The 21433-nt window shown below is 71.6% G+C and carries 15 protein-coding genes and 1 pseudogene; 3 read left to right on the top strand and 13 right to left on the bottom strand.

Annotation, left to right across the window (positions count from 1 at the left end):
* Positions 1-52: 52 nt before the first annotated feature.
* A complete protein-coding gene (locus ACFO27_RS13130; RefSeq protein ID WP_376817725.1) occupies positions 53-1543 on the top strand; it encodes an ATP-binding protein in 1491 nt (496 codons plus the stop codon).
* Here ACFO27_RS13130 and ACFO27_RS13125 read toward each other — a convergent pair.
* The 10 genes and pseudogenes from ACFO27_RS13125 to recC all read right to left on the bottom strand — a co-directional run bounded on the left by ACFO27_RS13125 (position 1480) and on the right by recC (position 16953).
* Positions 1480-1800, bottom strand: coding sequence for an EamA family transporter (locus ACFO27_RS13125; RefSeq protein WP_376817724.1), 321 nt, complete (start codon positions 1798-1800; stop codon positions 1480-1482). The genes ACFO27_RS13130 and ACFO27_RS13125 overlap by 64 nt on opposite strands.
* A 176-nt stretch (positions 1801-1976) precedes the next feature.
* A complete protein-coding gene (locus ACFO27_RS13120; RefSeq protein ID WP_376818059.1) occupies positions 1977-2993 on the bottom strand; it encodes an LD-carboxypeptidase in 1017 nt (338 codons plus the stop codon).
* A 180-nt stretch (positions 2994-3173) separates the two neighbouring features.
* A pseudogene (gene tadA / locus ACFO27_RS13115) lies at positions 3174-3647 on the bottom strand (tRNA adenosine(34) deaminase TadA); the annotation flags it as partial.
* A complete protein-coding gene (locus tag ACFO27_RS13110) occupies positions 3640-4488 on the bottom strand; it encodes an HAD family hydrolase (protein ID WP_376817723.1) in 849 nt (282 codons plus the stop codon). The gene ACFO27_RS13110 and the pseudogene tadA, both read right to left, overlap by 8 nt.
* Positions 4476-6044, bottom strand: coding sequence for an NAD(P)H-hydrate dehydratase (locus ACFO27_RS13105; protein WP_376817722.1), 1569 nt, complete (start codon positions 6042-6044; stop codon positions 4476-4478). Before ACFO27_RS13105 ends, ACFO27_RS13110 begins: the two co-directional genes overlap by 13 nt.
* A gap of 8 nt (positions 6045-6052) precedes the next feature.
* On the bottom strand, positions 6053-7699 hold the full coding sequence (locus tag ACFO27_RS13100; RefSeq protein ID WP_323023650.1) for an acyl-CoA synthetase: 1647 nt from the start codon (positions 7697-7699) through the stop codon (positions 6053-6055).
* Between the two features lie 191 nt (positions 7700-7890).
* Positions 7891-9879 (bottom strand): exodeoxyribonuclease V subunit alpha, encoded by a 1989-nt coding sequence (gene recD, locus ACFO27_RS13095; protein WP_376817721.1) that lies wholly within the window; start codon positions 9877-9879, stop codon positions 7891-7893.
* Entirely contained in the window at positions 9872-13474 is a 3603-nt protein-coding gene (gene recB, locus ACFO27_RS13090; RefSeq protein ID WP_376817720.1) for an exodeoxyribonuclease V subunit beta, read from the bottom strand. The genes recD and recB overlap by 8 nt, the downstream gene beginning before the upstream one ends.
* Entirely contained in the window at positions 13471-14406 is a 936-nt protein-coding gene (locus tag ACFO27_RS13085) for a hypothetical protein (protein WP_376817719.1), read from the bottom strand. The genes recB and ACFO27_RS13085 overlap by 4 nt, the downstream gene beginning before the upstream one ends.
* Before the next feature lie 72 nt (positions 14407-14478).
* Entirely contained in the window at positions 14479-16953 is a 2475-nt protein-coding gene (gene recC / locus ACFO27_RS13080; protein ID WP_376817718.1) for an exodeoxyribonuclease V subunit gamma, read from the bottom strand.
* A 161-nt stretch (positions 16954-17114) separates the two neighbouring features.
* Here recC and ACFO27_RS13075 point away from each other — a divergent pair, with 161 nt between their 5' ends.
* Together ACFO27_RS13075 and ACFO27_RS13070 are read left to right on the top strand one after the other, a co-directional pair.
* A complete protein-coding gene (locus ACFO27_RS13075; protein WP_376817717.1) occupies positions 17115-17906 on the top strand; it encodes a YggS family pyridoxal phosphate-dependent enzyme in 792 nt (263 codons plus the stop codon).
* Between the two features lie 7 nt (positions 17907-17913).
* Positions 17914-18450 carry a C40 family peptidase gene (locus tag ACFO27_RS13070; protein ID WP_376817716.1) on the top strand — a complete coding sequence of 179 codons (537 nt, stop codon included), beginning with the start codon at positions 17914-17916 and terminating at the stop codon, positions 18448-18450.
* 99 nt (positions 18451-18549) lie between these two features.
* Here ACFO27_RS13070 and ACFO27_RS13065 read toward each other — a convergent pair whose 3' ends face one another.
* From ACFO27_RS13065 to ACFO27_RS13055, 3 genes are all read right to left on the bottom strand, one after another.
* Complete coding sequence (locus ACFO27_RS13065) at positions 18550-19062, bottom strand: Spy/CpxP family protein refolding chaperone (protein ID WP_376817715.1); 513 nt, start codon at positions 19060-19062, stop codon at positions 18550-18552.
* A gap of 185 nt (positions 19063-19247) precedes the next feature.
* Positions 19248-19922 carry a response regulator gene (locus ACFO27_RS13060; protein ID WP_376817714.1) on the bottom strand — a complete coding sequence of 225 codons (675 nt, stop codon included), beginning with the start codon at positions 19920-19922 and terminating at the stop codon, positions 19248-19250.
* 3 nt (positions 19923-19925) lie between these two features.
* Positions 19926-21365, bottom strand: coding sequence for an ATP-binding protein (locus tag ACFO27_RS13055; RefSeq protein WP_376817713.1), 1440 nt, complete (start codon positions 21363-21365; stop codon positions 19926-19928).
* Positions 21366-21433 lie beyond the last annotated feature (68 nt).

Raw genomic sequence — 21433 nt, 5'->3', positions numbered from 1 at the left:
AGCAGGTGGGCTACCATGCCATTTTGACCGGAGGCCGAGGACGGGGACCGACATGAATGGCCCATTGAATGCCCTGCTGCAAACACCTGAAGGCAAAACGCTGGAATTCAAGCGGGACATGTCCTCTCCGCGCAATGTCGTCAAAACCCTGGTGGCCTTCGCCAATTCAGCCGGTGGGCGCCTGATCATCGGCGTGGATGACGGGCGACGACTGATCGGGGTGGCGGATCCTCTGGACGAGGAAGAGCGTATCTGCAACCTGATCGCGGACTCCATCCACCCAAGGCTGATCCCCAACGTGGAACTAATCAGTCAAGGAAATCGTACAGCGCTGGCTGTAGAAGTCTTTCCCAGCAGCAACCGGCCGCACCATGTAAAAGCCCAGGGTCCGGAACAAGGCGTCTACGTGCGCCTGGGGTCCAGCAACCGCCAAGCGGGGCCGGACCTGATCGCCGAACTGCAGCGATCCGCGCGAGGCGTGGTGTTCGATGAGATCACCATGCCGGAGCTCACTCTGGAAGATCTGGACCTGACCGCCGCCCAGAAGCTGTTCGGCGACCGCCGAACGCTGGACGAAAAATCGTTGGCCACGCTGAAGCTGGTCCGCCGCGAACAGAACCGTCTGGTTCCCACCCAAGGCGCCGTCCTGCTCTTCGGCAAGGATCGGGAACAATACTTTCCAGACGCGTGGGTGCAGTGCGGGCGGTTCCGAGGCACGGACAAGGTCCATATCTTCGACCAGATGGAAATCCATGATCCACTGCCGCAGGCGGTGGAAGCCATCGAATTCTTTCTGAAAAAACATGCCTTCAAAAGCGCGCGGTTCGGCGCCATGCGCCGCGAAGACGTGTGGAGCATCCCGCTGACCATCCTGCGCGAGGCAATCGTCAACGCCCTGGTGCACAGCGATTATTCCCAACGCGGCACCCCGATCCGCATCGCATTCTTCGATGACCGCGTCGATGTCGAGAGTCCTGGCCTGCTGCTGCCCGGCATGACGGTGGAGGACATGAAAAGCGGCGTCTCCCGCATCCGTAATCCCGTCATCGCGCGGGTGTTTCGGGAATTGGGAATGATCGAGCAATGGGGCAGCGGCGTCAGACGGATCTTTGATGAAGCGGTTGCCCAGGATCTGCCGGAACCGAAGGTGACGGAAATAGCCACCGGCGTGCGGCTGAGCATCTATTTATCGCAGGACCGGCGGTCCGTTCAAATCAAGGAACCGTCACCTCCGGCCCATTCTCTGGGCACTGCCGGCATTTCACGGCTAGAGTCACGGCTAGAGTCACGGCTAGAGTCGAAGCTGGCGGCCAAAGTCGTATTGCTGCTGAAAGAGCATGAGTCAGGCAAAGCCCAGTTGGCCGGAGCCCTGGGGCACAAGACAGTTTCCGGAGAATTGCACAAACAGATTCGGCGGCTGCTCGAAATGGGCATGATTGAAATGACCTTGCCCGATACGCCCACCAGCCGCATGCAGCGCTACCGCCTGACGGTGGAAGGCCATGCCGCCGTAGCCGCCCCGCCGAAAGGAGCTCGGGATTGAGCAAGACTGCCCCCCTCTGGGGTCAGCCGCTTGAGCAGGAAGAAATAAACGATAAGCCCGCCGACCGATGCCGCCAGGCCGAGATACGCCAGGGCGGCCCAGGAATTTGCGGTGACCAGGGAAAGGTCCGGGTGCTCAACCAGCAACCCGGTCACGAACAGCCCCAAACCCGCGATTCCGATCGGCAGCGTATTGAAGGTAATGACCCCGATGTCCGCGCCCCGCTGTTTGGTGATGACATAGACGAGCGCATGCATCACCGCCGCCGCCAAGATGGCGACGACGCCCAGAAGCTCCGAGTAATCCAGGTGCAGGCCCTGGGATTAAAAGCCCCAACCTGCTGTTGCCCGGCAACCCACCCGAATCAACAAACCGGGCCGCACGGGCCTGGCCCCGAACGAAAAAACCCTCACGGCCAGAGTTACAGCTAGAGTCAAAGCGAGTGCTCCCGCAGCACCAGGTGCGCCATGCCGTCTTCCGTGGCGATGCCCACGCGTGCGCCCACCGGCAGGGTCGCCTTGACCTTCACATGGCCGTAGGGCAGGCCCGTGACCACCGGCACGCGCACGGTCTTGCGCAGCCAGCGCACCACGGAATCCAGGTCGTAGCCCTTGTCGTGCGGCGCCAGGCGGTAGTCGGTGAACTGGCCCAGCACGATGGCGTGCTGCTTTTCCAGCACGCCCGCATGCCAGAGCTGGGTCAGCATGCGCTCGATACGGAAGGGGTGCTCGGAGACGTCCTCCAGGAACAGAATGCCGCCCTTCACGTCGGGCAGGTAGGGCGTGCCGACCAGCGAGGCCACCATGGCCAGGTTACCGCCCCACAGGACGCCGCGCGCGTCCACCGGATCGGCGTCGGGGGATTCGAAGCTGAGGATTTCCAGTTCGCCCGACAGGGTTTCCTGGAACAGGGCCTGGGTCAGGTCGTCCACCTTCTTGCCGCCGAAATCGAAGATCGCGGTGGGGCCGGCCAGGCTGACCGCGCCGGTGCGCGCCAGCAGGGCCAGGCTGAAGGCGGTGAAGTCGCTCTGGCCGATGAAGGTCTTGCCGCTGTCGGCCACGGCCCGCCAGTCGATGTGCGGCAGCAGGCGGCTCAGGCCGTAGCCGCCCCGCGTCGCCATGACGACCGGATGCTTCTGCTTCAGGGCGCGCTGGATGGACGCCAGGCGCTGCTTGTCGGTGCCGGCGAAGCGTTCGTGCACGGCCAGCGCCGTGCGGTCGACGGCGACGCGAAAGCCCAGGGCGCGCAGCCGCTCGACGGCCAGGTCCAGCGCGGCGGGATCGGCCACGGCGCCCGAGGGCGAGATCAGGTAGATCCCCGAAGGCTGTTCGTGCACGTGATGCACGCCGCACTCGGGATCGTCGCAGACCAGGTGGGTGTGTTCGCCGCCGGGGGCCGGGCGGGACGCCAAGGCGGCGGACGCGGAGGAAGCGGATTTCTGTTTGGGCATGGGGGGATGATTCCGGAAAAGAGCGGCGTCGGCCACGGGGGCCTCGGCGCAGGACACGGACGCCGCGCACGGTGCCAGAGTAGCAGTTGCGGCAGGCGCGGGGGAGACGGGCGCCACATCCGGCGCCGACGCGGGCGCGGCGGTGCCCGGTGCGGAAGCGAGCGCACCCGCTGTCCGCGCGGCGCGGGCGGCCTCGCGCCGAGCGCGGAAGAAGCCGCGCAGCAGGTCGCCGCAGGCCTGCGCCCCCACCCCGCCCCGCACCCGCGCGTGGTGGTTCAGGCGCGGCTGGACGGACAGGTCGACCACGCCGCCGCAAGCGCCGGTCTTGGGGTCGGGCGCGCCGTAGACGATTTCCGCCAGCCGCGCGTGGAACATGGCGCCCAAGCACATGGCGCAGGGCTCCAGCGTGACGTACAGGCGCGCGCCGGTCAGGCGGTAGTTGTCCAGCCGCCGGGCGGCGGCGCGCAGGGCCACGACTTCGGCATGCGCGGTGGGATCGCGGTCCAGGATGGTGCGGTTGTGGCCGGCCGCCAGCAGGCGGCCGCCGGCGTCCAGCACCACGGCGCCCACGGGCACCTCGCCCAGTTCCGCCGCCCGGCGGGCCTGTTCGAGCGCCAGCGCCATGGCGCCGTCGTCGTCCAGGGACTCAGCCACGATACATCCGCGCGCGCAGCACGATCTTGGAGGCCAGGCTCTCGACGGCAGCCTCCAGCCACTGGTAGAGCTCGGCGTCCTCGCCGAAGCGCGCCTGGTTCAGGTTGGACACCCGCCCGTCCTCGATGAAGCCCCAGGCGCGGCTGCGCTTTTCCTTATGGCGCGGGTCCCAGACCCCGAATGCGACCCCGCCCGAGCGGCGGATCAGGGAAAAGCAGGGAATGTCGGTATAGCCGTCGCCGACGAAGATCATCTGCTCGAAGGGCACGCGCAGCTTGTCGGGATCGACCTTGCGGTTGACCTCGAAGGGCTTGTTGCGCGATTCGGGACCGATGATGCCCTTCTGGATGTGGAACAGGTAGCGGGTCTTGTCGGTGAAGCTGACCACGCGGCGCGGAAATTCGATGACGCCGCCGGCGTCGTAATGGAATTCGGACGCCCAGATGTCGGAGAACCAGCCGGCGATGGGGGTTTCGCGCAGCACGTCGCCGATGCCGCTGGAAATCAGGTAGAACTCCAGTTGCACGGTCGGATGCGCGTGGCGCAGCCGCGCCCGCAGGCGTTCGAACAGCGTCGTCACGCCCTCGTGCAGCGGCAGCCGGCGCCCCCAGTCGCGCAGGCGGTCGCGGGTGATGGGGCCGTGGCTTCCCGAACGGGACAATTCCAGCATCCGGTACAGGTAGGCGGGGACCGGATCCCAGTCCTCGCGGTTCAGCAGCGGATCGACCTGCCCATGCCAGAAGGCCGGCACGTCCACGCCCATTTCCCGGAGAAAGCCCGAGGTGCTGTCCGGCGCCAGGGTGTCGTCGAAATCGAAGACCAGCGCGATCACGTCCGCCATGGGCATGCCTCCCCGGAATTCCGGTCCATGTCCGCCAGGACGGCCAGCGCCCCCGGCAAGGCGCCCGGGAGGTCCTCGGCCAGCAGCCCCCAGCCCAGCCGGTCGGCCGCCAGGCCGTGCAGCCAGACGGCGGCGCAGGCCGCATCGAAGGCCGGCATGCCGGCGGCCAGCAGGCCGGCGATGCAGCCCGCCAGCACGTCCCCCGACCCGGCGGTGGCCAGTGTCGGCGGCGCATTGTCGTTGATGACGCAACGGCCGTCGGGCGCCGCGATCACGGTGTCGGCGCCCTTGAGCACCACCACCGCGCCGCCCCGCCGCGCCGCGCCGCGCGCGCGCCGCAGCTTGTCGCCGCCCGCGCCGGACGCCGCGTCGCCCGCCCCGCCCGGCGCCGGATCGAAGAGGCGCGCGAACTCGCCCTCGTGAGGCGTGAGCACGCATTGCGCATGCAGGGCGCCGAACAGCGCGTCCGGTTGGCCGGCGAAGACGCTGAGGGCATCGGCGTCCAGCACGCAGGGGCGCCCGGTCGCCAGGATGTCCAGGACCTGGCGGCGCCCCCGGGGTTCGCGGCCCAGCCCCGGGCCGATCAGCAGCGCGTTGCGGCGCGGGTCCGCCAGGGCCTGGTCCAGCGTGCCGTCCGGCGGCAGGGCCTCGACCATGACCGAGGTCAGCGCCCCGGCCTGGATCGCCCAGGCGGCCGGCGGCACCGCCAGCGTCACCAGGCCGGCGCCGATGCGCGCGGCCGCCAGGCAGGCCAGGCGGCTGGCGCCCGTCATGCGCTCGCCGCCCACGGCCAGGACGTGGCCCCGGCGGTATTTGTGGCCGTCGGAACGCGGCCAGGGAAAGGCGTCCGCCCAGAGATCGGGATGATTGGCGTAGGCCTCGGGGACGATGGATTCCAGCGCGGCGTCGGGCATGCCGATGTCGGCGCAGGCCTGCGCGCCGCACAGCGCGCGCCCCGGCAGCAGCAGATGGCCGGGCTTGCGGCGGCAGAACGTGACCGTCAGTTCGGCCTGGACGGCGGCGCCCGGGCAACGGCCGCTGGCGCCGTCCAAGCCCGTGGGCACATCGATGGCGCACACTGGCGCACCGGCGGCGTTGATGGCATGGATGAGTGCTTCCAGCCCGCCGGACGGCGCCCGGCTCAGGCCGGCGCCCAGCAAGGCGTCGACGATCAGCCCCGCGCCATCGAGGCAGCCGGGGGCGGCGGGCTCGACCGGCCCGCTCCAGGCCTCGGCCGCCCAGGCCGCGTCTCCGCGCAGGGCGTCGCGATCGCCCCACAGGGCCACCCGCACCGGCCAGCCGGCTTCCCGCAGCAGGCGCGCGACGACGAAGCCATCGCCGCCGTTGTTGCCCGGGCCGCACAGCACCCGCACCGGCGTCGGCGCCCAGCGCTCGCGGATCGCCCGGGCCGCGGCGGCGCCCGCGGCCGCCATGAGCCGGGTGCCCGGCACCCCCGCCGCCGGGGCGGCGCGGTCGGCGGTGCCCATCTGCTCCGGACTCAGCAGGGCATGCGGCGACAGGCGCGCCGGGCCGGACGGGGAATGCCGGATCGTCATGCCCTGCCTCAGGCGGACTGGGTCGCCCGCTGGCGCAATTCGAACTTCTGGATCTTGCCGGTCGAGGTCTTGGGCACTTCGCCGAAGACGATGTGGCGCGGCACCTTGTAGCCGGCGAGATGGGCCTTGCAATGCGCGATGATGTCCTCGGCCGTCACCTGGGCGTCGGGCTTGAGCTCGACGAAGGCGCAGGGCGTCTCGCCCCAGCGTTCGTCGGGCCGCGCGACCACGGCGGCCGCGAGCACGGCCGGATGGCGGTAGAGCACGTCCTCGACCTCGATCGAGGAGATGTTCTCCCCGCCGGAAATGATGATGTCCTTGCTGCGGTCCTTGATCTTGATGTAGCCGTCCGGATACATCACCGCCAGGTCGCCGCTGTGGAACCAGCCGCCCTCGAAGGCCTTGTGGGTCGCCTGCGGGTTCTTCAGGTAGCCCTTCATGCAGATGTTGCCCTGGAACATGATCTCGCCCATGGTCTGGCCGTCGGCGGGCACGGGCCGCATCGTGGCCGGGTCCAGCACGGCGGCGGCCTTCTGCAGGTGGTAGCGCACGCCCTGGCGGGCGTTGAGCTCGGCCCGCTTGCCGATGTCCAGCGCATTCCAGTCGTCGTGCTTCACGCACACGGTCGAGGGGCCGTAGACTTCGGTCAGGCCGTAGACGTGGGTCAGGTCGATCCCCAGGGCTTCCATGTCCTCGATCATCGAGGCCGGGGGCGCGGAACCGGCCACCATCCCCTTGATGCCCTGGGGGATCGCGTCGCGCAATTCCTTGGGCGCGTTGGCCAGCATGCTCTGGACGATGGGCGCGCCGCAGTAATGGGTGACGCCGTGCTCGCGCATGCGTTCGATCATGGCGGCGGCGTCCACCCGCCGCAGGCACACGTTCACGCCCGCGCGGGCGGCCAGCGTCCAGGGGAAGCACCAGCCGTTGCAGTGGAACATCGGCAGGGTCCAGAGATAGACCGAATGCTTGGGCATGTCCCATTCGAGGATGTTGGACACGGCATTCAAGGCCGCGCCGCGATGGTGGTAAACCACGCCCTTGGGGTTGCCGGTGGTGCCGCTGGTGTAGTTCAGGGCGATCGCGTCCCATTCGTTTTCGGGCATGAGCCATTCGGCTTCCGGGTCGCCCTGGGCCAGCAGGGCCTCGTAGTCGAGGGTGCCGATGGCTTCGCCGGGACCATCGTATTCGGGATCGTCCACATCGACCACCAGGATCGGCTCGGTGCGCGTGCGCATCGCCAGCGCCTGGCCGGCGATGCGGGCGAATTCCCGGTCGACGATCAGCACGCGCGCTTCGCCGTGGTCGAGCATGAAGGCGATGGAAGCCGGGTCCAGGCGGGTGTTCAGGGAATTCAGCACGGCGCCGCACATGGGCACGCCGAAATGCGCCTCGACCATGGCGGGGATGTTCGGCAGCATGACCGCGACCGTGTCGCCGCGGCCGATGCCGTGGGCGGCGAGCGCGCTCGAGAGACGGCGGCAACGCGCGTACAGCTCGGCCCAGGTATGGCGGATGGCCGTCTCGCCCAGACCATGAACCACCGCCAGACGCTCGGGATGAACCTGAGCGGCGCGCTCGATGTAGGGCAGCGGCGTCAGGGGCGCGAAATTGGCGGGGGTCTGAGGAAGGTCCTGATCATACATATGGGTCATTGGATGTGTCTCCGTCCAAAAAGCAAGGGAGGACTTCCCTCCCGTTAGGCAACTGCGCATGCCCCATCCCGCGCGGCAAGTCGTGCGCCGCCCCCGGACATGCAGGTATGAAGGCCATTTTAGCGAGGCCGAGGCCGCCGCACCCTGTCTTTGCTCAAAGATCCGGCAAATTCCACGCCGTAGGCGGCGGCTCAGAGATTCCAGATGCCGCCCGCGCGCCGGGTCCTGCGCCGCACGGCATGGTCCAGCAGGGCATCCCCTCCCGGCAGCACCAGGGCCAGGGCGCTGCGCGCGCGGGTCGCGCCGGTGTAGAGCAGTTCCCGCGTCAGCAGGGGCGATTTCCGGTCGGGCAGCACCAGCGCCACGCGGTCGAATTCCGAGCCCTGGGACTTGTGCACGGTCAGGGCATAGACGGTCTCCACTTCCGGCAGGCGCGCCGGCGACACCCAGCGCACGGCGTCCCGGGTGGCGCCGGCGAAGGCCACCCGGATCATCGATCCGCCGTCCCGTTCCGGATCGGGCACGGGCAGGGCCACACCGATGTCGCCGTTGGCCAGCCCCAGGGCGGCATGGTTGCGCAGCACCAGCACCGGCCGGCCGGGATACCAGACGTCCTCGGCCGCCGGGACCCAGCCTTCGGCCCGCAGGCGGGATTCGATGCGCCGGTTGAGCCCGCGCGCGCCCCAGGGGCCGTCGCGCAGGGCGCACAGCACCTGGAAGCGGGCCTGCCGCGCCAGGACGGCGCGGGCCCAGCGGTCCCAGTCCGCCTGCGGCGCCCGCGGATCGGGAGCGGCCCGCAGGGCGCGGAACAGCGCGGGGCAGCCGGCCTCCTCGTCCAGGATGCCGCTGTCGTACAGCCAGTCATCGCCGGACGCGATCCGCGCGCCCTCGGCGGGCGAACCGGCCCGCACCAGGCTCAGGCCATCCGGCGGATGGCGCAGCAGTTCGGCCACGGCCGGGGCGTCGCCCCGGTTCACGGCGGCGGCGAACCGGCCGATGCCGCTGTCGGCCTGGAAGCGGTGGCTGTGGCGCAGCATGACGACGGCCTGGTCCAGCGCGGCGCCGGCCGGATCCCGCCATTGCTCGGGCACCGTCTCGCCGCAGCATTCGAGCAGGCGGCGGCATTGCGCCGGGGTATAGTGGCCCCCCTCCGCGCGCGCGCACAGTTCGCCCAGCACCGCGCCGGCCTCGACCGAGGCGAGCTGGTCCTTGTCCCCCAGCAGCACCAGGCGCGCATGGGCGGGCAGCGCGGCCAGCACGGCGTCCATCATCTCGATGTCCATCATCGAGGCCTCGTCCACCACCAACACGTCCAGGTCGAGCGGATTGCCGGCGTGGAACTTCAGGCGCCGGGTGTCGGGCCGGCTGCCCAGGAGGCGATGCAGGGTGAGCACTTCGGCGGGCACGCGCCCGAGCGCGGCGCGCAGCGAGGCGTCGGCCGATGCCGCCAGGCGTTCCAGGGCGCCAGCGATGGATTCGTTCAGGCGCGCCGCCGCCTTGCCCGTCGGCGCCGCCAGGCGGATGCGCAGGCCGCGCTCCAGGCCGCGCGCCAGGGCCAGGCCCTGGAGGACCGCCAGCAGGCGCACGACCGTGGTGGTCTTGCCCGTCCCCGGCCCTCCCGTGACGATGCTGAAGCCGTGCAGCAGGGCCGTGGCGCAGGCGATCTTCTGCCAGTCCGGCGACTCGGCGGCGGGGCCGGCGAACACCGCGTCCAGCCAGGCGCGGATCCGGGCGGGCTCGCGCACCTCCGGCGGTTCCAGGGCGAGGCGCCGGCCGAGATCCTCGCGGATGCGCCGCCCGGCGCGCCAGTAGCGGGCCAGGTACAGGCGATGCCCGTGCAGGACCAGCGGCTGCGGACCGCCGCCGTCGCCCGCGAAGCCGGCCGCCGCCAGCGCGGCCAGGCAGCCGTCCAGACCGCCGTCGATCCAGGCCGGCGGCCCCGTCCGGCCATCCGCGTCCGGATCGTCCGCCGGCGTGTCGGCATCCGGTTCGCACAGGGCCTTCAGGTCCAGGCAGGGGTGGCCGTGCGCCAGCCGGGCGCTGCACAGGACCGCCAGGCGCAGGGCCAGTTCCGGCGCATGCGGCGCCTGGCGGGCCAGCAGGCGGCCGAATGCCACGTCCAGGTCGCGCAGGCCTTCCTCGGGCTGTCCGAACGCCAGCCAGCCGGGAAACTCATGCATCGTCCGCCTCCCCTTCCCCGCCGTCGAACAGCGCGTCCAATGCCTCGATCAGTTCCGGCTCGGGCCGCAGCGCCACCAGGCCCTGGCCGGGCGCCTCCTGGCCGCGCAGGAACAGATACAGCGCGCCGCCCATGTGGCGCGCATAGTCGTAGTCCGCCAGCCGGGCGCGCAGCTGCCGGTGCAGCGCCAGCACGTACATCAGCATCTGCGCGTCGTAGCGGGACGCGCGCATGGCCGCCGCCAGCGCCTCGGGAGCGTAGTCGGCTTCGCGGGGCCCCAGATCGTTGGACTTGTAATCGACCAGGTAGTAGCGGCCGCCGGCCTGCAGGACCAGGTCGATGAAGCCCTTGAACATGCCGTTCAGCCGGCCCGCCGCCAGGGCCGGCCGGGCTGCGCCGCCGAACGTCCCGCGGCGCAACAGCCCGTCCAGCCGTCCGATGTCCACCCGATGCGCCGGCAGCCAGAATTCCATTTCCGGCAGGCAGGCCTGCAGGTCGTCCAGGCGCAGCACGGGATCGCCCGGCAGGGCCGGCCGCCATCGCGTGCTCGCCAGGCGCAGCAGCCAGCCGTGCAGCGCGTCGATGTGCGCCTCCCAGCCGCGCACCGCGCAGCGCCGGGCGATCAGGTCGCGCGCCTCCGCGTCCAGGTCGCGGAAGCCGCGCCGCGCCGCCCATTCCAGCAAACCATGCAGGAAGGTTCCAGCCTCGCTGCCGCGCGGAAAATCCCGCAGGCCCGAGGCGACCGGAGCCGACGAAGCGCCCGCCGCCCGGGGCGCAGGCGCGGGGTCGGCCTGGCGGCCTTCGCGCAGCACGTCCTCGGCGGCCGTCTCGGGCGCGGCGGCATCGGCCAGGCACAGCGCGGAATAGCTCGAAATCCACCAGGGCTGGCCGACGGCCGGCGCGGCCAGGCGGCGGGCGTCGCCCAGCGCCTCGGACGCCTCGTCGGCGGCCGGCGCGGAAGCGGTATCATCCACCGCTTCGTCCCAAGCCATCAGGCCGGGATGGGACCGCGCCAGCCCGTCCCAGGCTGCCCGCAAGTCCTCGCCCAGCAGGTGGCCGATGCCGCTGCCGCCGGCCTTCAGCGGCCCCAGCGCCATCCAGACGGCATGGCGCGCACGCGTCAGCGCCACGTACAGCTTGCGCACGTCCTCGCCCAGGCGCTCGCCGTCCAGTTGCAGCAACTGGCCGGCATCGGCCTCCATGACCCACGTCCGGTCCGTTTCCCCGGGCAGCAGGTAAGGCCCCCGGCCCGCCTCGACCGGACGCGCCTTGCAGACGAAGGGCAGGAAGACCAGGGGATATTCCAGCCCCTTGGACTTGTGCACCGTCACGACCCGCACCAGGCCCTCGTCGCTTTCCAGGCGCAGGCGGCGGCCGTCCTCGCCCTGCGGGGCCTGGGCCTGCCGGTGCAGGTACCGCAGCACGGCCTGCTCGCCGTCCAGGTGCGCGGCGGCCTGCTGCAGCAGCTCGGCCAGGTGCAGGAAATCGGTCAGGCGCCGCTCGCCCTCGTAGCCGTCGGCCAGCAGGCGGGCCGGCACGTCGAAATCGTGCAGCAGCCGGCGCAGCATGGGCAGCACGCCGCGCTGGCGCCAGATCTGGCGGTAGGCCTGGAAACGCTCGACCTGCGCGTCCCAGGCGCGCTCGTCCTCGACCAGCCGGTCCAGCGCCTGCCAGTCCAGGCCCAGCGCCGGGGCGGCCAGGGCTGCGCGCACGGCGCGCTCGTCCTCGGGATGCGCGCAGGCGTCCAGCCACAGGGCGAGTTCCGCAGTCTGCGGCGATTCGTAGACGGAATCCCGTTCGGACAGGTACACGCTGCGCACCCCGGCCCGGGCCAGCGCCTGGCGCACGCTGCGCGCCTCGGCGTGGGTGTTGACCAGGATGGCGATATCGGAGGGCCGCGCCGGCGTCCACCGCTCGCCGTCGCGCATGCCCGCCGCGCCGCGGCGGCCCAGCGCCAGGATTTCGGCCACCCGCCGGGCGCAGAGCCCGGCGGCTTCCTGCTCGTACTGGGTCGAGGACAGGGGCTTGCCTTCCGCCGCCGGTTCGATCCAGCAGGCGCTCATGGCCGGGGCCGGGCGGCCGAGGACTTCCCAGCGCTCCGGGCGGCCCTCGGCCTGCACGGGATGGAAGTCGATGCCCACTCCCGGCAGGCCGGTGGGAAAGGCCTGGACGCCGGGCCGGGCGAAGCACTGGTTGACCGCCGCGACCATGGCTTCGGACGAGCGGTAGTTGCGGCCCAGCGTCCGCACCCGTCCGGCGCAGGCCCGGCCCGCCCGCAGATAGGTGTGGACGTCGGCGCCCCGGAAGCCGTAGATGGACTGCTTGGGGTCGCCGATGAAGACCAGCGCGGTGTCGGGGTCGTCGTCGGCCACCCGATAGACGCGGTCGAAGATGCGGTACTGCACCGGATCGGTGTCCTGGAATTCGTCGATCAGCACCACCGGAAACTGCCGCCGCAGGGTCTGCGCCAGCCGGACACCCGACGCGCCCGCCAGGGCGGCGTCCAGATGGCCGAGCAGGCCGTCGAAACCCAGCAGCGCGGCGCTGGACAGGGCCTGGCGCAGGCGCCGGGCCATCCAGGCCAGGGCATGGCGCAGCAAGCGCGCGCGCGCGGCGGGCAGCGCGTCCAGGTCGGCGCGCAGGCGGCCCAGCGCCGCGCTGGCGGGATGCTCCGGCGCCGGGCCCTCGCCCTGCCACTTGTCCCGGATGCCCTGCGGCGTCAGGCGATCCCAGCCGGTCTTCAGGTCCAGGGCGTCCTGGTCGGGATCCCGCGCCCAGGTCCGCAGCGCCTGCGTCCAGCGGCGGAAATCGGCCGGCCGGACCTTGAGAGGCTTGCCCAGCGACACCAGCCAGTCTTCCAGCGCGTCGGCGGCCTCGATCCAGGGGGCTTTCAGCGCGGCCAAGCGTGCCCGCCGGTCTGCGCGGTGGCGCGCCAGCACGTCCGCCAGGGTTTCATCGGCGGCCTCGGGCAGGGACTCGCGGGTCAGCAGGCCGGACAGGCCCAGCAAGGCGTCCGGACCGGGCCAGACGGCCAGCGTTTCGGCCAGCTCATCCGGCGCCAGCGGCGCCACGTGCGCGCGCCAGTAGTCCCAGGCCGCCTGGCGGATCTCGGCGCCCAGGTCCGGCTCCAGCCGCTGCTCGAACAGGCTGCCGCTGTCGAAGGCGTGTTCCTGCAGGACCCGCGCGCACCAGGCGTGGATGGTGGAGATGGCGGCCTCGTCCATGGACTGCGCCGCCAAGTCCAGCGTGCGGGCGCAGCCCGCCCACCGCTCGCGCGGCCATTCCCGGCGCAGGGATTCCAGGAAGGGATCGGCCGGGCGGCCTTCCGCCGCATCCTGGGCGAACCAGGCGGCGGCCTCGGCCAGGCGGCCTCGGATCCGGTCGCGCAATTCCTGGGCGGCCGCCTCGGTGAAGGTGAGGACGAGGATCTCGGTGGGCAGGCGCGGATCCTGTCCGCCATGCCCCAGCACCAGCCGGACGTACAGCGCGGCGATCGTCCAGGTCTTGCCCGTCCCGGCGCTGGCCTCGATCAGGTGGCTGCCCCGCAGGGGGAATCGCAGCGGATCGACCTGGGGAATCGAGGGCGTGCCGCTCATGTCCCGGACTCCGCCGCGGCCGGATACGGCTGGATGGCTTGAGACGCCTCGCCGTACAGGGTCCTGGCCCAGTGAAAGAAGCCGCCATCCGCGCACAGGGAATCGAAATCGGGATAGCAGCGCCGCAGGTACAGATCGTCTTCCACCCGCCGGGCGTAGCTGGCCTCGGCCTCGCGCCGGGCCGTGCTGCCGGGAGCCGGATCGGCGCCCGCCCGCAGCCAGGCGCCCGCCGCGTCGATTTCCACCGGCAGCGCGGCGCGCATGCCTTCCCGCCAGGCGGCCCACAGGGCCTGCCACTGCCCGGCGGCCCGGTCCGGATCCAGCGGCTCGAAGCGCACGCTGCCCTGGGGACTGACGAGCACCGTCGTCAGGGACCGGCCATGCGCGTGCGCGGCCAGATGATCCAGCCAGGCCGGCATCATGGGCGCGATGCGGTAACGGCTGCCGCGCACCAGGTGGCTGGCGAGCAGCACGATCCGGCCCCATCCGCCCTGCCCGTCCCGGCGCCAGCCGGCGAGCGTATCCTCGAACGTCCAATGGGTGTCCGGCACGGCGCTCTCCATGCGCAGCGTCGAGGCGGACACCTGCGGCCAGTCCTCGCAGGCGCGCCGGTAGGGATCGACGGCAGCCTCCACGCTGTCGCGCAGCGCCCGGGCCGCCGCCTCGCCCAGACCGCCGGCGACCAGCGCGCCGCGCCGGCGCATGCGCTCCAGGCAGTCCCGGAACGCCGGCTCGGCATCGGCCGGGTCGGGGACCCGCCGCAGGGCCTCGAGCAGCTCGGCGCGCAGCTGCCATTGCGCCAGGACGTCCCGGACATAAGGTTCTCCCTCGTCCAGGTCGGGATCCGGCGCCTCGAAGAACACCTGCAGGCGCTGCTGGAAGAAGGCGCGCACGGGATGCCGCAGGAACTGGCGCAGGACGTCCAGCCGCACGGCGGCCTCCCGGCGCGGCGGCGGCAAGGCGGAGGGCGGCGGCGCGGCGGCGGCCCGCCGGCGGGCGCGGCCTCATTCGGCCGCATAGGTGAACAGCGCGCCGGGGCCGGTCTGCGCCCGCGCGGGAAAATAGCGGCGGCTGAAGGGCTGCAACGGATGATGCAGGCTCAGGGCGCGGGACAGGGCCCCGTCCCCGTCCGCGCGCCGCCAGCCCCGGTCCAGGTGGTCCATGAGCTGGGACACCAGCACGGAGGGCGGCTGCGGCGTGTTGTCGTGGATGCTGTGCCCGATCCAGGAAATGTAGAGCTGGTCGCGCGCGGACAGCAGGGCTTCCAGGAACAGGTAGCGGTCGTCCTCGCGCCGGGAACGGTCGCCGGGACGCGGGTGCAGCGCCATCAGGTCGAAATCGACCGGCACGCGCTGGCGGGGAAAGGCGCCGTCCTGCATGCCCAGCAGGCACACGCGCCGGAACGGGATCGCCCGCATGGGCATGAGCGTGGCGAAGGTCACCGCGCCCGCGAAGAAGCGCTGCGACAGGCCGGCCTGGTCCAGCCGGCCCAGGCAATGCTCGGCGACAATGGGCACCGGCAGGGCCTCGTCCACCCCGGCGGCCTCGCACAGCAACGCCCAGTCCTGCAGGATTTCCCGGAAACGCGCCAGCGTGTGCTCGTCGGCGTCGGACGCCGGCAGGAAGAAATCATCGAGCAGCGCCCGCAGGGACGCCGCCCATTGCGCGGGCGCGGCGTCCTGGCGCAACAGCCGCCAGTGGCGGTCCAGCGTGTCCAGCAGGCGGGCCAGCGCGCCCAGCGCCTGGGCCTGCAGCCCGCCCGTCTCGCCATAGGGCTCGATGGCCTGCCAGGCCGGCGCGTCGGGTCCCGCCGCGTAGCCGAGCAGCATGCGCTCCAGGCCGAAGCGCCAGGTGTGCCCATGGGCCGCCTCCGGCGTCTGCTCCAGGCCGAAGGCGCCGCGATGCTCGGCATGCAGCCCCCAGCGCACCTCGGCGTCCCGCGCCCAGGCCTGCAGCAGCGGCAGATCCCCGGCCTCGATGCCGAAGCGCGCCCGCAGCGCCGGCACGTCGAGCCATTCCAGGACTTCCTGGATGCCCAGGCGCAAGCGCGGCAGGGACAGCAGCTGCTCCAGGACGATGACCAGCGGATCGGCCTGGCGCTGCCCGCGATCCGCCAGGGCATAGGGCACGTGGCGCCGGTCCCCGGCGCCGTACTGGCCGAAGACCGCCTGCACGTGGGGCGCGTAGGCCTCGATGTCGGGCACCATCACGATCACGTCGCGGGGCTGCAGGCCCGGATCGGCGGCGAAGGCCGCCAGCAATTGGTCGTGCAGGATCTCGACCTCGCGCTGGGCGCTGTGGGCGACATGGAAGCGCAGCGAGTCGTCGCGCGACGCGTCCACCGCCGGCCAGCGCTCGCGCGTCTCGGCCAGGGGCCGCAGGTCGCGGATGTCGTCCTGCAACTGCTCCAGCAGCGTAGCCCCGGGCAATTCCTCGAAGGCGTCGATGCGCTGGTGCAGTGCCTCGAAGGCCAGGCCACAGCGCGCCCGGTGCGCCGGATCGTCGATGTCGTCGAGCAGGCCGATGAAATCGCGCCCCTGCCGCCCCCACGAAGCCAGCAGCGGATGCGTCTGCTGGTGCAGCGCGTCCTCGTCCAGGACTTCCGGCATGCCCGGCCGGCGCGCCTGGCGCCGGAAGCGCGCCCGCAGCAGGTCGCGGTCGCCCAGGATGTCGGCCCAGTAGTGGGCGCAGGGGTTGTTCACGCACACCAGGATCTGGATCCAGCGAGACAGGCCGGACAGGGCTTCCAGGGTCTGGCGCGGCATGGCGGAAATGCCGAAGACCAGCAGGCGGCGCGGCAGCCCGGCCGGGCGCGGCATGTCGCCCGGTGCCCGGACCCGCGCCATGAAGGCCGCGTGCACGGCGGCGCGGCCGACCGGCTCGCCGCCGGCCGCGCCCAGATCGTCCAGCAGGGCGCGCCACAGGCGGACCTGCCAGGCCTGGGAATCAGGCAGGGGCCGGTCCCGGCCCAGGGCGTCGGGCAGGACGATTTCCCCCCGGCTCCAGGCGTCCAGCCAGTCGGCCCGATAGACCTGGTACTGGTCGAACAGGTCCGCCAGCCGATGGGCCAGTTGATGGCGCTTACGCACGCCGGCATCGTCGGCCAGGAAGCGCGCCACCGGTTCGAAGCCGGGCTGGCCGGCCAGCGCCGGCAGCAGGCGCATCAGGCGCCAGGCCAGCGGGTCCTTGTCCAGGGGGGATTGCTCGGGAACCGCGTGCGCGCCCAGCACGGCGCGATAGGCCTGCCACATGAAGCGCGAAGGCAGCAGGAAATCCAGCGCGGCCGCGATGCCGCAGCCCCGGTCGCGCTCGGCCAGGGCCAGCCGCAGCCACTGCGCGATGCCGTTGCTGTGCACCAGCAGATACTCGTTTTCCAGGGGATCGAGCGGAGAATGGCGCAGCCACGCGACCAGCACCTCGCGCAGCTGTTCCGCCCGATTGCCGTGGACCAGCATCAGCCCTGGAGTGAGTTCCGCCACGCTTTTCCCTTCTCGCCTGTCGTTCCAGACTAGATGATAAAGGCTTTCGGTCCCGGGCCAGGCCGGCGGACGGAGCCGGCGCATTGGGATTGCCGCGCATTGGGGTTATCCTAGGGGCTCCCCGTGAACCATCATCCCGATTCTGTCCGAGACCGCCGCAAATGAACGCTGTGCCATCCCCCGTCCGGCCCGCCTACCGGACGGCCGCCACCCAGGAGGAAATCCAGGCCAACCTGGCCGACATCCGCGCCCGCATCGACGCGGCCTGCGCGCGTGCGGGCCGCGACCCGGCCGAAGTCCGCCTGCTGCCCGTCAGCAAGACCGTGGACGAATCCCGCATCCGCATGGCCTATGCGGCCGGCTGCCGCCTGCTGGGCGAGAACAAGGTCCAGGAAGCCTACGGCAAATGGGAGGCCATGGCCGACCTGACCGACCTGGACTGGGCGGTCATCGGCCACCTGCAGACCAACAAGGCCAAGTTCGTGGCCCGCTTCGCCCGCGAATTCCAGGCCCTGGACAATCTGCGCGTGGCCGAGGCCCTGGACCGGCGCCTGCAGGAAGAAGGCCGCGGCCTGGACGTCTTCGTCCAGGTGAACACGTCCGGCGAGGCCAGCAAGTTCGGCCTGGCGCCTGAGCAGGCGCTGGACTTCGCCCGCGCCCTGCCCGCCTATGGCGCGCTGCGGGTGCGCGGCCTGATGACGCTGGCCCTGTTTTCCCCGGACGAGGCCCGCGTGCGCCCCTGCTTCCAGTTGCTGCGCGACCTGCGCGACCGGCTGCGCCAGGACGCTCCCCAGGGCGCGGATTTCGCCGAACTGTCGATGGGCATGTCCGGGGATTTCGAATGGGCGATCGAGGAAGGCGCCACCACCGTGCGCGTCGGCCAGGCGATCTTCGGCGCCCGCGCCCTGCCCGACAGCCACTACTGGCCCGAGGGCAAGACGGTCCCGGGCTGATCCGCGCATGGCCGCCCTCCCGTTCGCAAGGATCAGGCCGAACCCGTTGCCGGGCTGGCGCGCCGTCCGCGCCCTGGCGGTCTGCCTGCTGGGCCTGTGGCTGGCGGCCTGCGCCGGCCCGGGCGCGCGCAGGCCGGCCGCGGCCAACCCCAACATCGATCCGGCGCAGCGCACCGAGGTCGTCATGACGGCCCTGAGCCTGCTGGACACCCGCTACCGCTACGGCGGATCGCAGGCCCGCCAGGGCTTCGACTGCAGCGGCCTGGTGAAATACGTGTTCGGCACGGCGGCCGGCGCCGTCCTGCCCCACAACACCGAGCAGATCGCCCGCATGAGCCGTCCCGTGCCGCGCGGCGACCTGCAGGCCGGCGACCTGGTGTTCTTCGACACGCTGGGCCGGCCGAATTCGCACATGGGCATCTACCTGGGCGACGGGCGCTTCATCAACGCCCCGTCCACCGGCGGCCAGGTCCGGATCGACCGGCTGGACAACCCCTATTACCAGCGCCACTTCCAGTCGGTGGGGACGCTGTTCGCCCGATGAGAAAAACCCGGAACCGACGCAATGCCGGCTCCGGGTTTCAAGCGCCCGATATTTACCGGGCCGGTCCGGGGCGGGGACGCCCGCCGTCGACGACGGCGATCAGGACTTCGCGGGCTTGCCGGCCTTCCGGGGCGCGCGCATGTCGGCCAGCTTCTGGCGCTGTTCGGGCGTCAGCACCGCGCGGATCTGGGCGCCGGTCTGGGCGCGCAGCAGGGCCAGTTGCGACTGGGCCTGGCCCAGGGCGTCGGCGGCCTGCTTGGCCTTGGCTTCGTCGAAGGTGTCGGCCTGGCTCAGTGCGCGCAGCGATTCGTGCGCGGCGCGCAGGGCCTTCTTCTGGTCGTAGAAGGCCTGTTCCTGGTCGTGGCGGATCTTGAAGATCCGGTCCTGCTGGTCCTGGCTGAGGTCCAGGGCGCGCATGCCGCGATCGCCGCCGAAGTGCCCGAAATCGCCGCCGCGGGGGCCGAAGTCGTGCCCGCCCTTCTGGTGGTGGCGGGGGCCGCCGTCGGCCGGCATGCCGGGGGCGGCCGAGGCGGCCAGGGGCGCGGCGACCAGGGCGGCGGTCATGGCCAGGGCGGAGAGCGAACGGGCGCGGGTGACGTAGGTGAAGTTCATGTCGGTCTTCCTTTCTTCGTTTCCGGCGGCCCCCCGATGGAGCCGCGATGAAGACAGATTAAGGGCCGACTGCGGCGCAAAAATGGGCAAATCGTGAAGACTTCATGGAGAAGCGTCAGCGGATCCTGCGGGAGTCCGCCGCACGGGCCGCGCGGGAACCGGGCGCCGCGGCCGGTCCGGGGACCTCAGAGGTCCAGCCGGTAGCCCACCCCGTAGACGGAGCGGATCAGTTCCTCGTCCGGACGCACGGCGGCCAGCTTGCGGCGCAGGTTCTTCACGTGGCTGTCCACGGCCCGGTCGGTGACGACGCGGCGGTCGTCGTACAGGCCGTCGAGCACCTGGTCGCGGGAAAAGATGCGCCCCGGCTGGCTGGCCAGCAGCGCCAGCAGGCGGAACTCCACCGGCGTCAGGTCCAGCGGCACGCCGTCCAGGCGGGCGCTCCAGGCGCCCTCGTCGATGTCCAGTCCGCCGATCCCGCTCGGCCGCGCTGGCGCCGGGTCCGCCGCGCTGCGGCGCAGGACCGCCTTGACGCGGGCCACGACTTCGCGCGGGCTGTAGGGCTTGCAGATGTAGTCGTCAGCGCCCAGCTCCAGGCCCAGCAGGCGGTCGATCTCCTCGGTCCGGGCGGTGACCATGATGACCGGGATGGAGGTCCTGGCGCGGATGTCGCGGCACAGGTCCAGGCCGTCGCGCCCGGGCAGCATCAGGTCCAGCAGCACCAGGTCGGGCGGCCAGTCCTCGATCAGGGGCATGACCTCCAGGCCGTCGCCCGCGCAGCGCGCCTCGTAGCCGGCCGCCTCCAGGTAGGTCCGCAGCACCTCGGCCAGTTTGGGTTCGTCCTCGACCACCAGAATCCGCATGCTTCACTCCTCGTCCATCGCGGGAAAGCCGTCCGCCGCGCCCGCCGCGCCCGCCGCCCGGCCATCGGCCAGGGGCCATTCGACGCGAATGGCCAGTCCGCCCAGGTCGGACGCCGTCGCCGAAATCTTGCCGCCATGGGCCTGGACGATGGAGCGGCAGATCGACAAGCCCAGGCCCGATCCGCCATGCAGGCGGCTGCGCGAGGATTCCACCCGGTACAGGCGGTCGAACAGGCGGGGCATCTGATCGGGCTCCACCGAAGGCGCGGTGTCGGCGACTTCCAGCACGATGCGCCCGCCGCGCCGGCCGGCCCGCAGGCGCACGCGCCCCGGGCTGTCGGTATAGCGCAGGCTGTTTTCCAGCAGATTCGCCAGCAGCTGTTCCAGGCGGCGCTCGTCGCCGGACAGCCGCAGCCCGGGCTCGATCGCCTGCTCCAGCGCCAGGCCGGCCCGGGCGTACCGGTCCCGCACGGCATCCAGCGCCCGCGCGGCCAGCGTCGACAGGTCCAGCGGCCGCATGCGGTAGTCCAGGGCGCCGGCGTCGGCCAGCGACAGTTCGCGCAGGTCGTCGACCAGCCGGTTCAGGCGCCCGATCTCGTGCGCCAGCGAGGCCAGGGCGGCCTCGTCCGGCTCGCGCAGGCCGTCCTGCAGGGCCTCGATTTCGCCGCGCAGCACGGCCAGGGGGGTCCGCAGTTCGTGGGACATGTCCGCCATCAGTTCGCGGCGCAGGCGGGCATTGCGCGCCAGGCTGTGCGCCAGCCGGTTGAAATCGCGCGCCAGGCTCCCGAGTTCGTCGGGCGCCCCGACCCGCACCCGGATGTCAAAATCGCCGTCGGCGAGCCGGCGGGTGGCCTGGGCGATGCGCCGCACCGGCACCAGCAGCAGGCGCGCCAGCAGCAGGCTGACCAGCGCGGCCAGCAGCACGGACAGGCCGACGATCACCCACGTCGCCCGCAGTTGCCGGGACTGGAACTGGCGGTCGATCTCGTCGTTCAGGACCATGGGCATGGGCGGAGGGCTGAGCAGCCAGCCTACCGCCCGGCCATCGACGGTCACGGGATGGCGGCGCAGTTCGGCCCCGGGACGCACGCGCGGCCCCGCCAGCCAGCCGCCGTCGGCGTCCAGCAGCGTGACGCGGGGCGGCGGCCCCGGCGGCGGGCCGCCATCGCGATCGTGGTCGCCCGGCCGCGCGTAGCGCGACAGGCGCAGGCTGCGCCACCAGCGTTCGCCGCCCTCGCCCAGGAAGCTCCAGCTGCCGGTCTCGGCGTAATCGGTGGCCAGCGCCTGCGCCAGGCTGTCCAGCCGCTGATTCTCGCGTTCCCGGATATAGTTGTCGAAGCCGCTGTCGAAGCTGTAGCGCACGGCCATGCCCATGGCGAGCGCCACGACGATGCAGGTCGCCAGGATGGCCAGGAACAGCTTGAAGGTGATGCTGGATCGCATGGAGTCTCTTCCGCTGGCGGAGACGCGGCCCCCGCCGTCCGCGATATCGTACCGTAGGCGGCCCCGGG

The sequence above is a fragment of the Castellaniella denitrificans genome, from assembly GCF_042653765.1.
GTDB lineage: Bacteria > Pseudomonadota > Gammaproteobacteria > Burkholderiales > Burkholderiaceae_B > Castellaniella > Castellaniella denitrificans.
The sequence above is the reverse complement of the archived record's forward strand: the minus strand, read 5'-3'. Positions and strand labels throughout refer to the sequence as shown.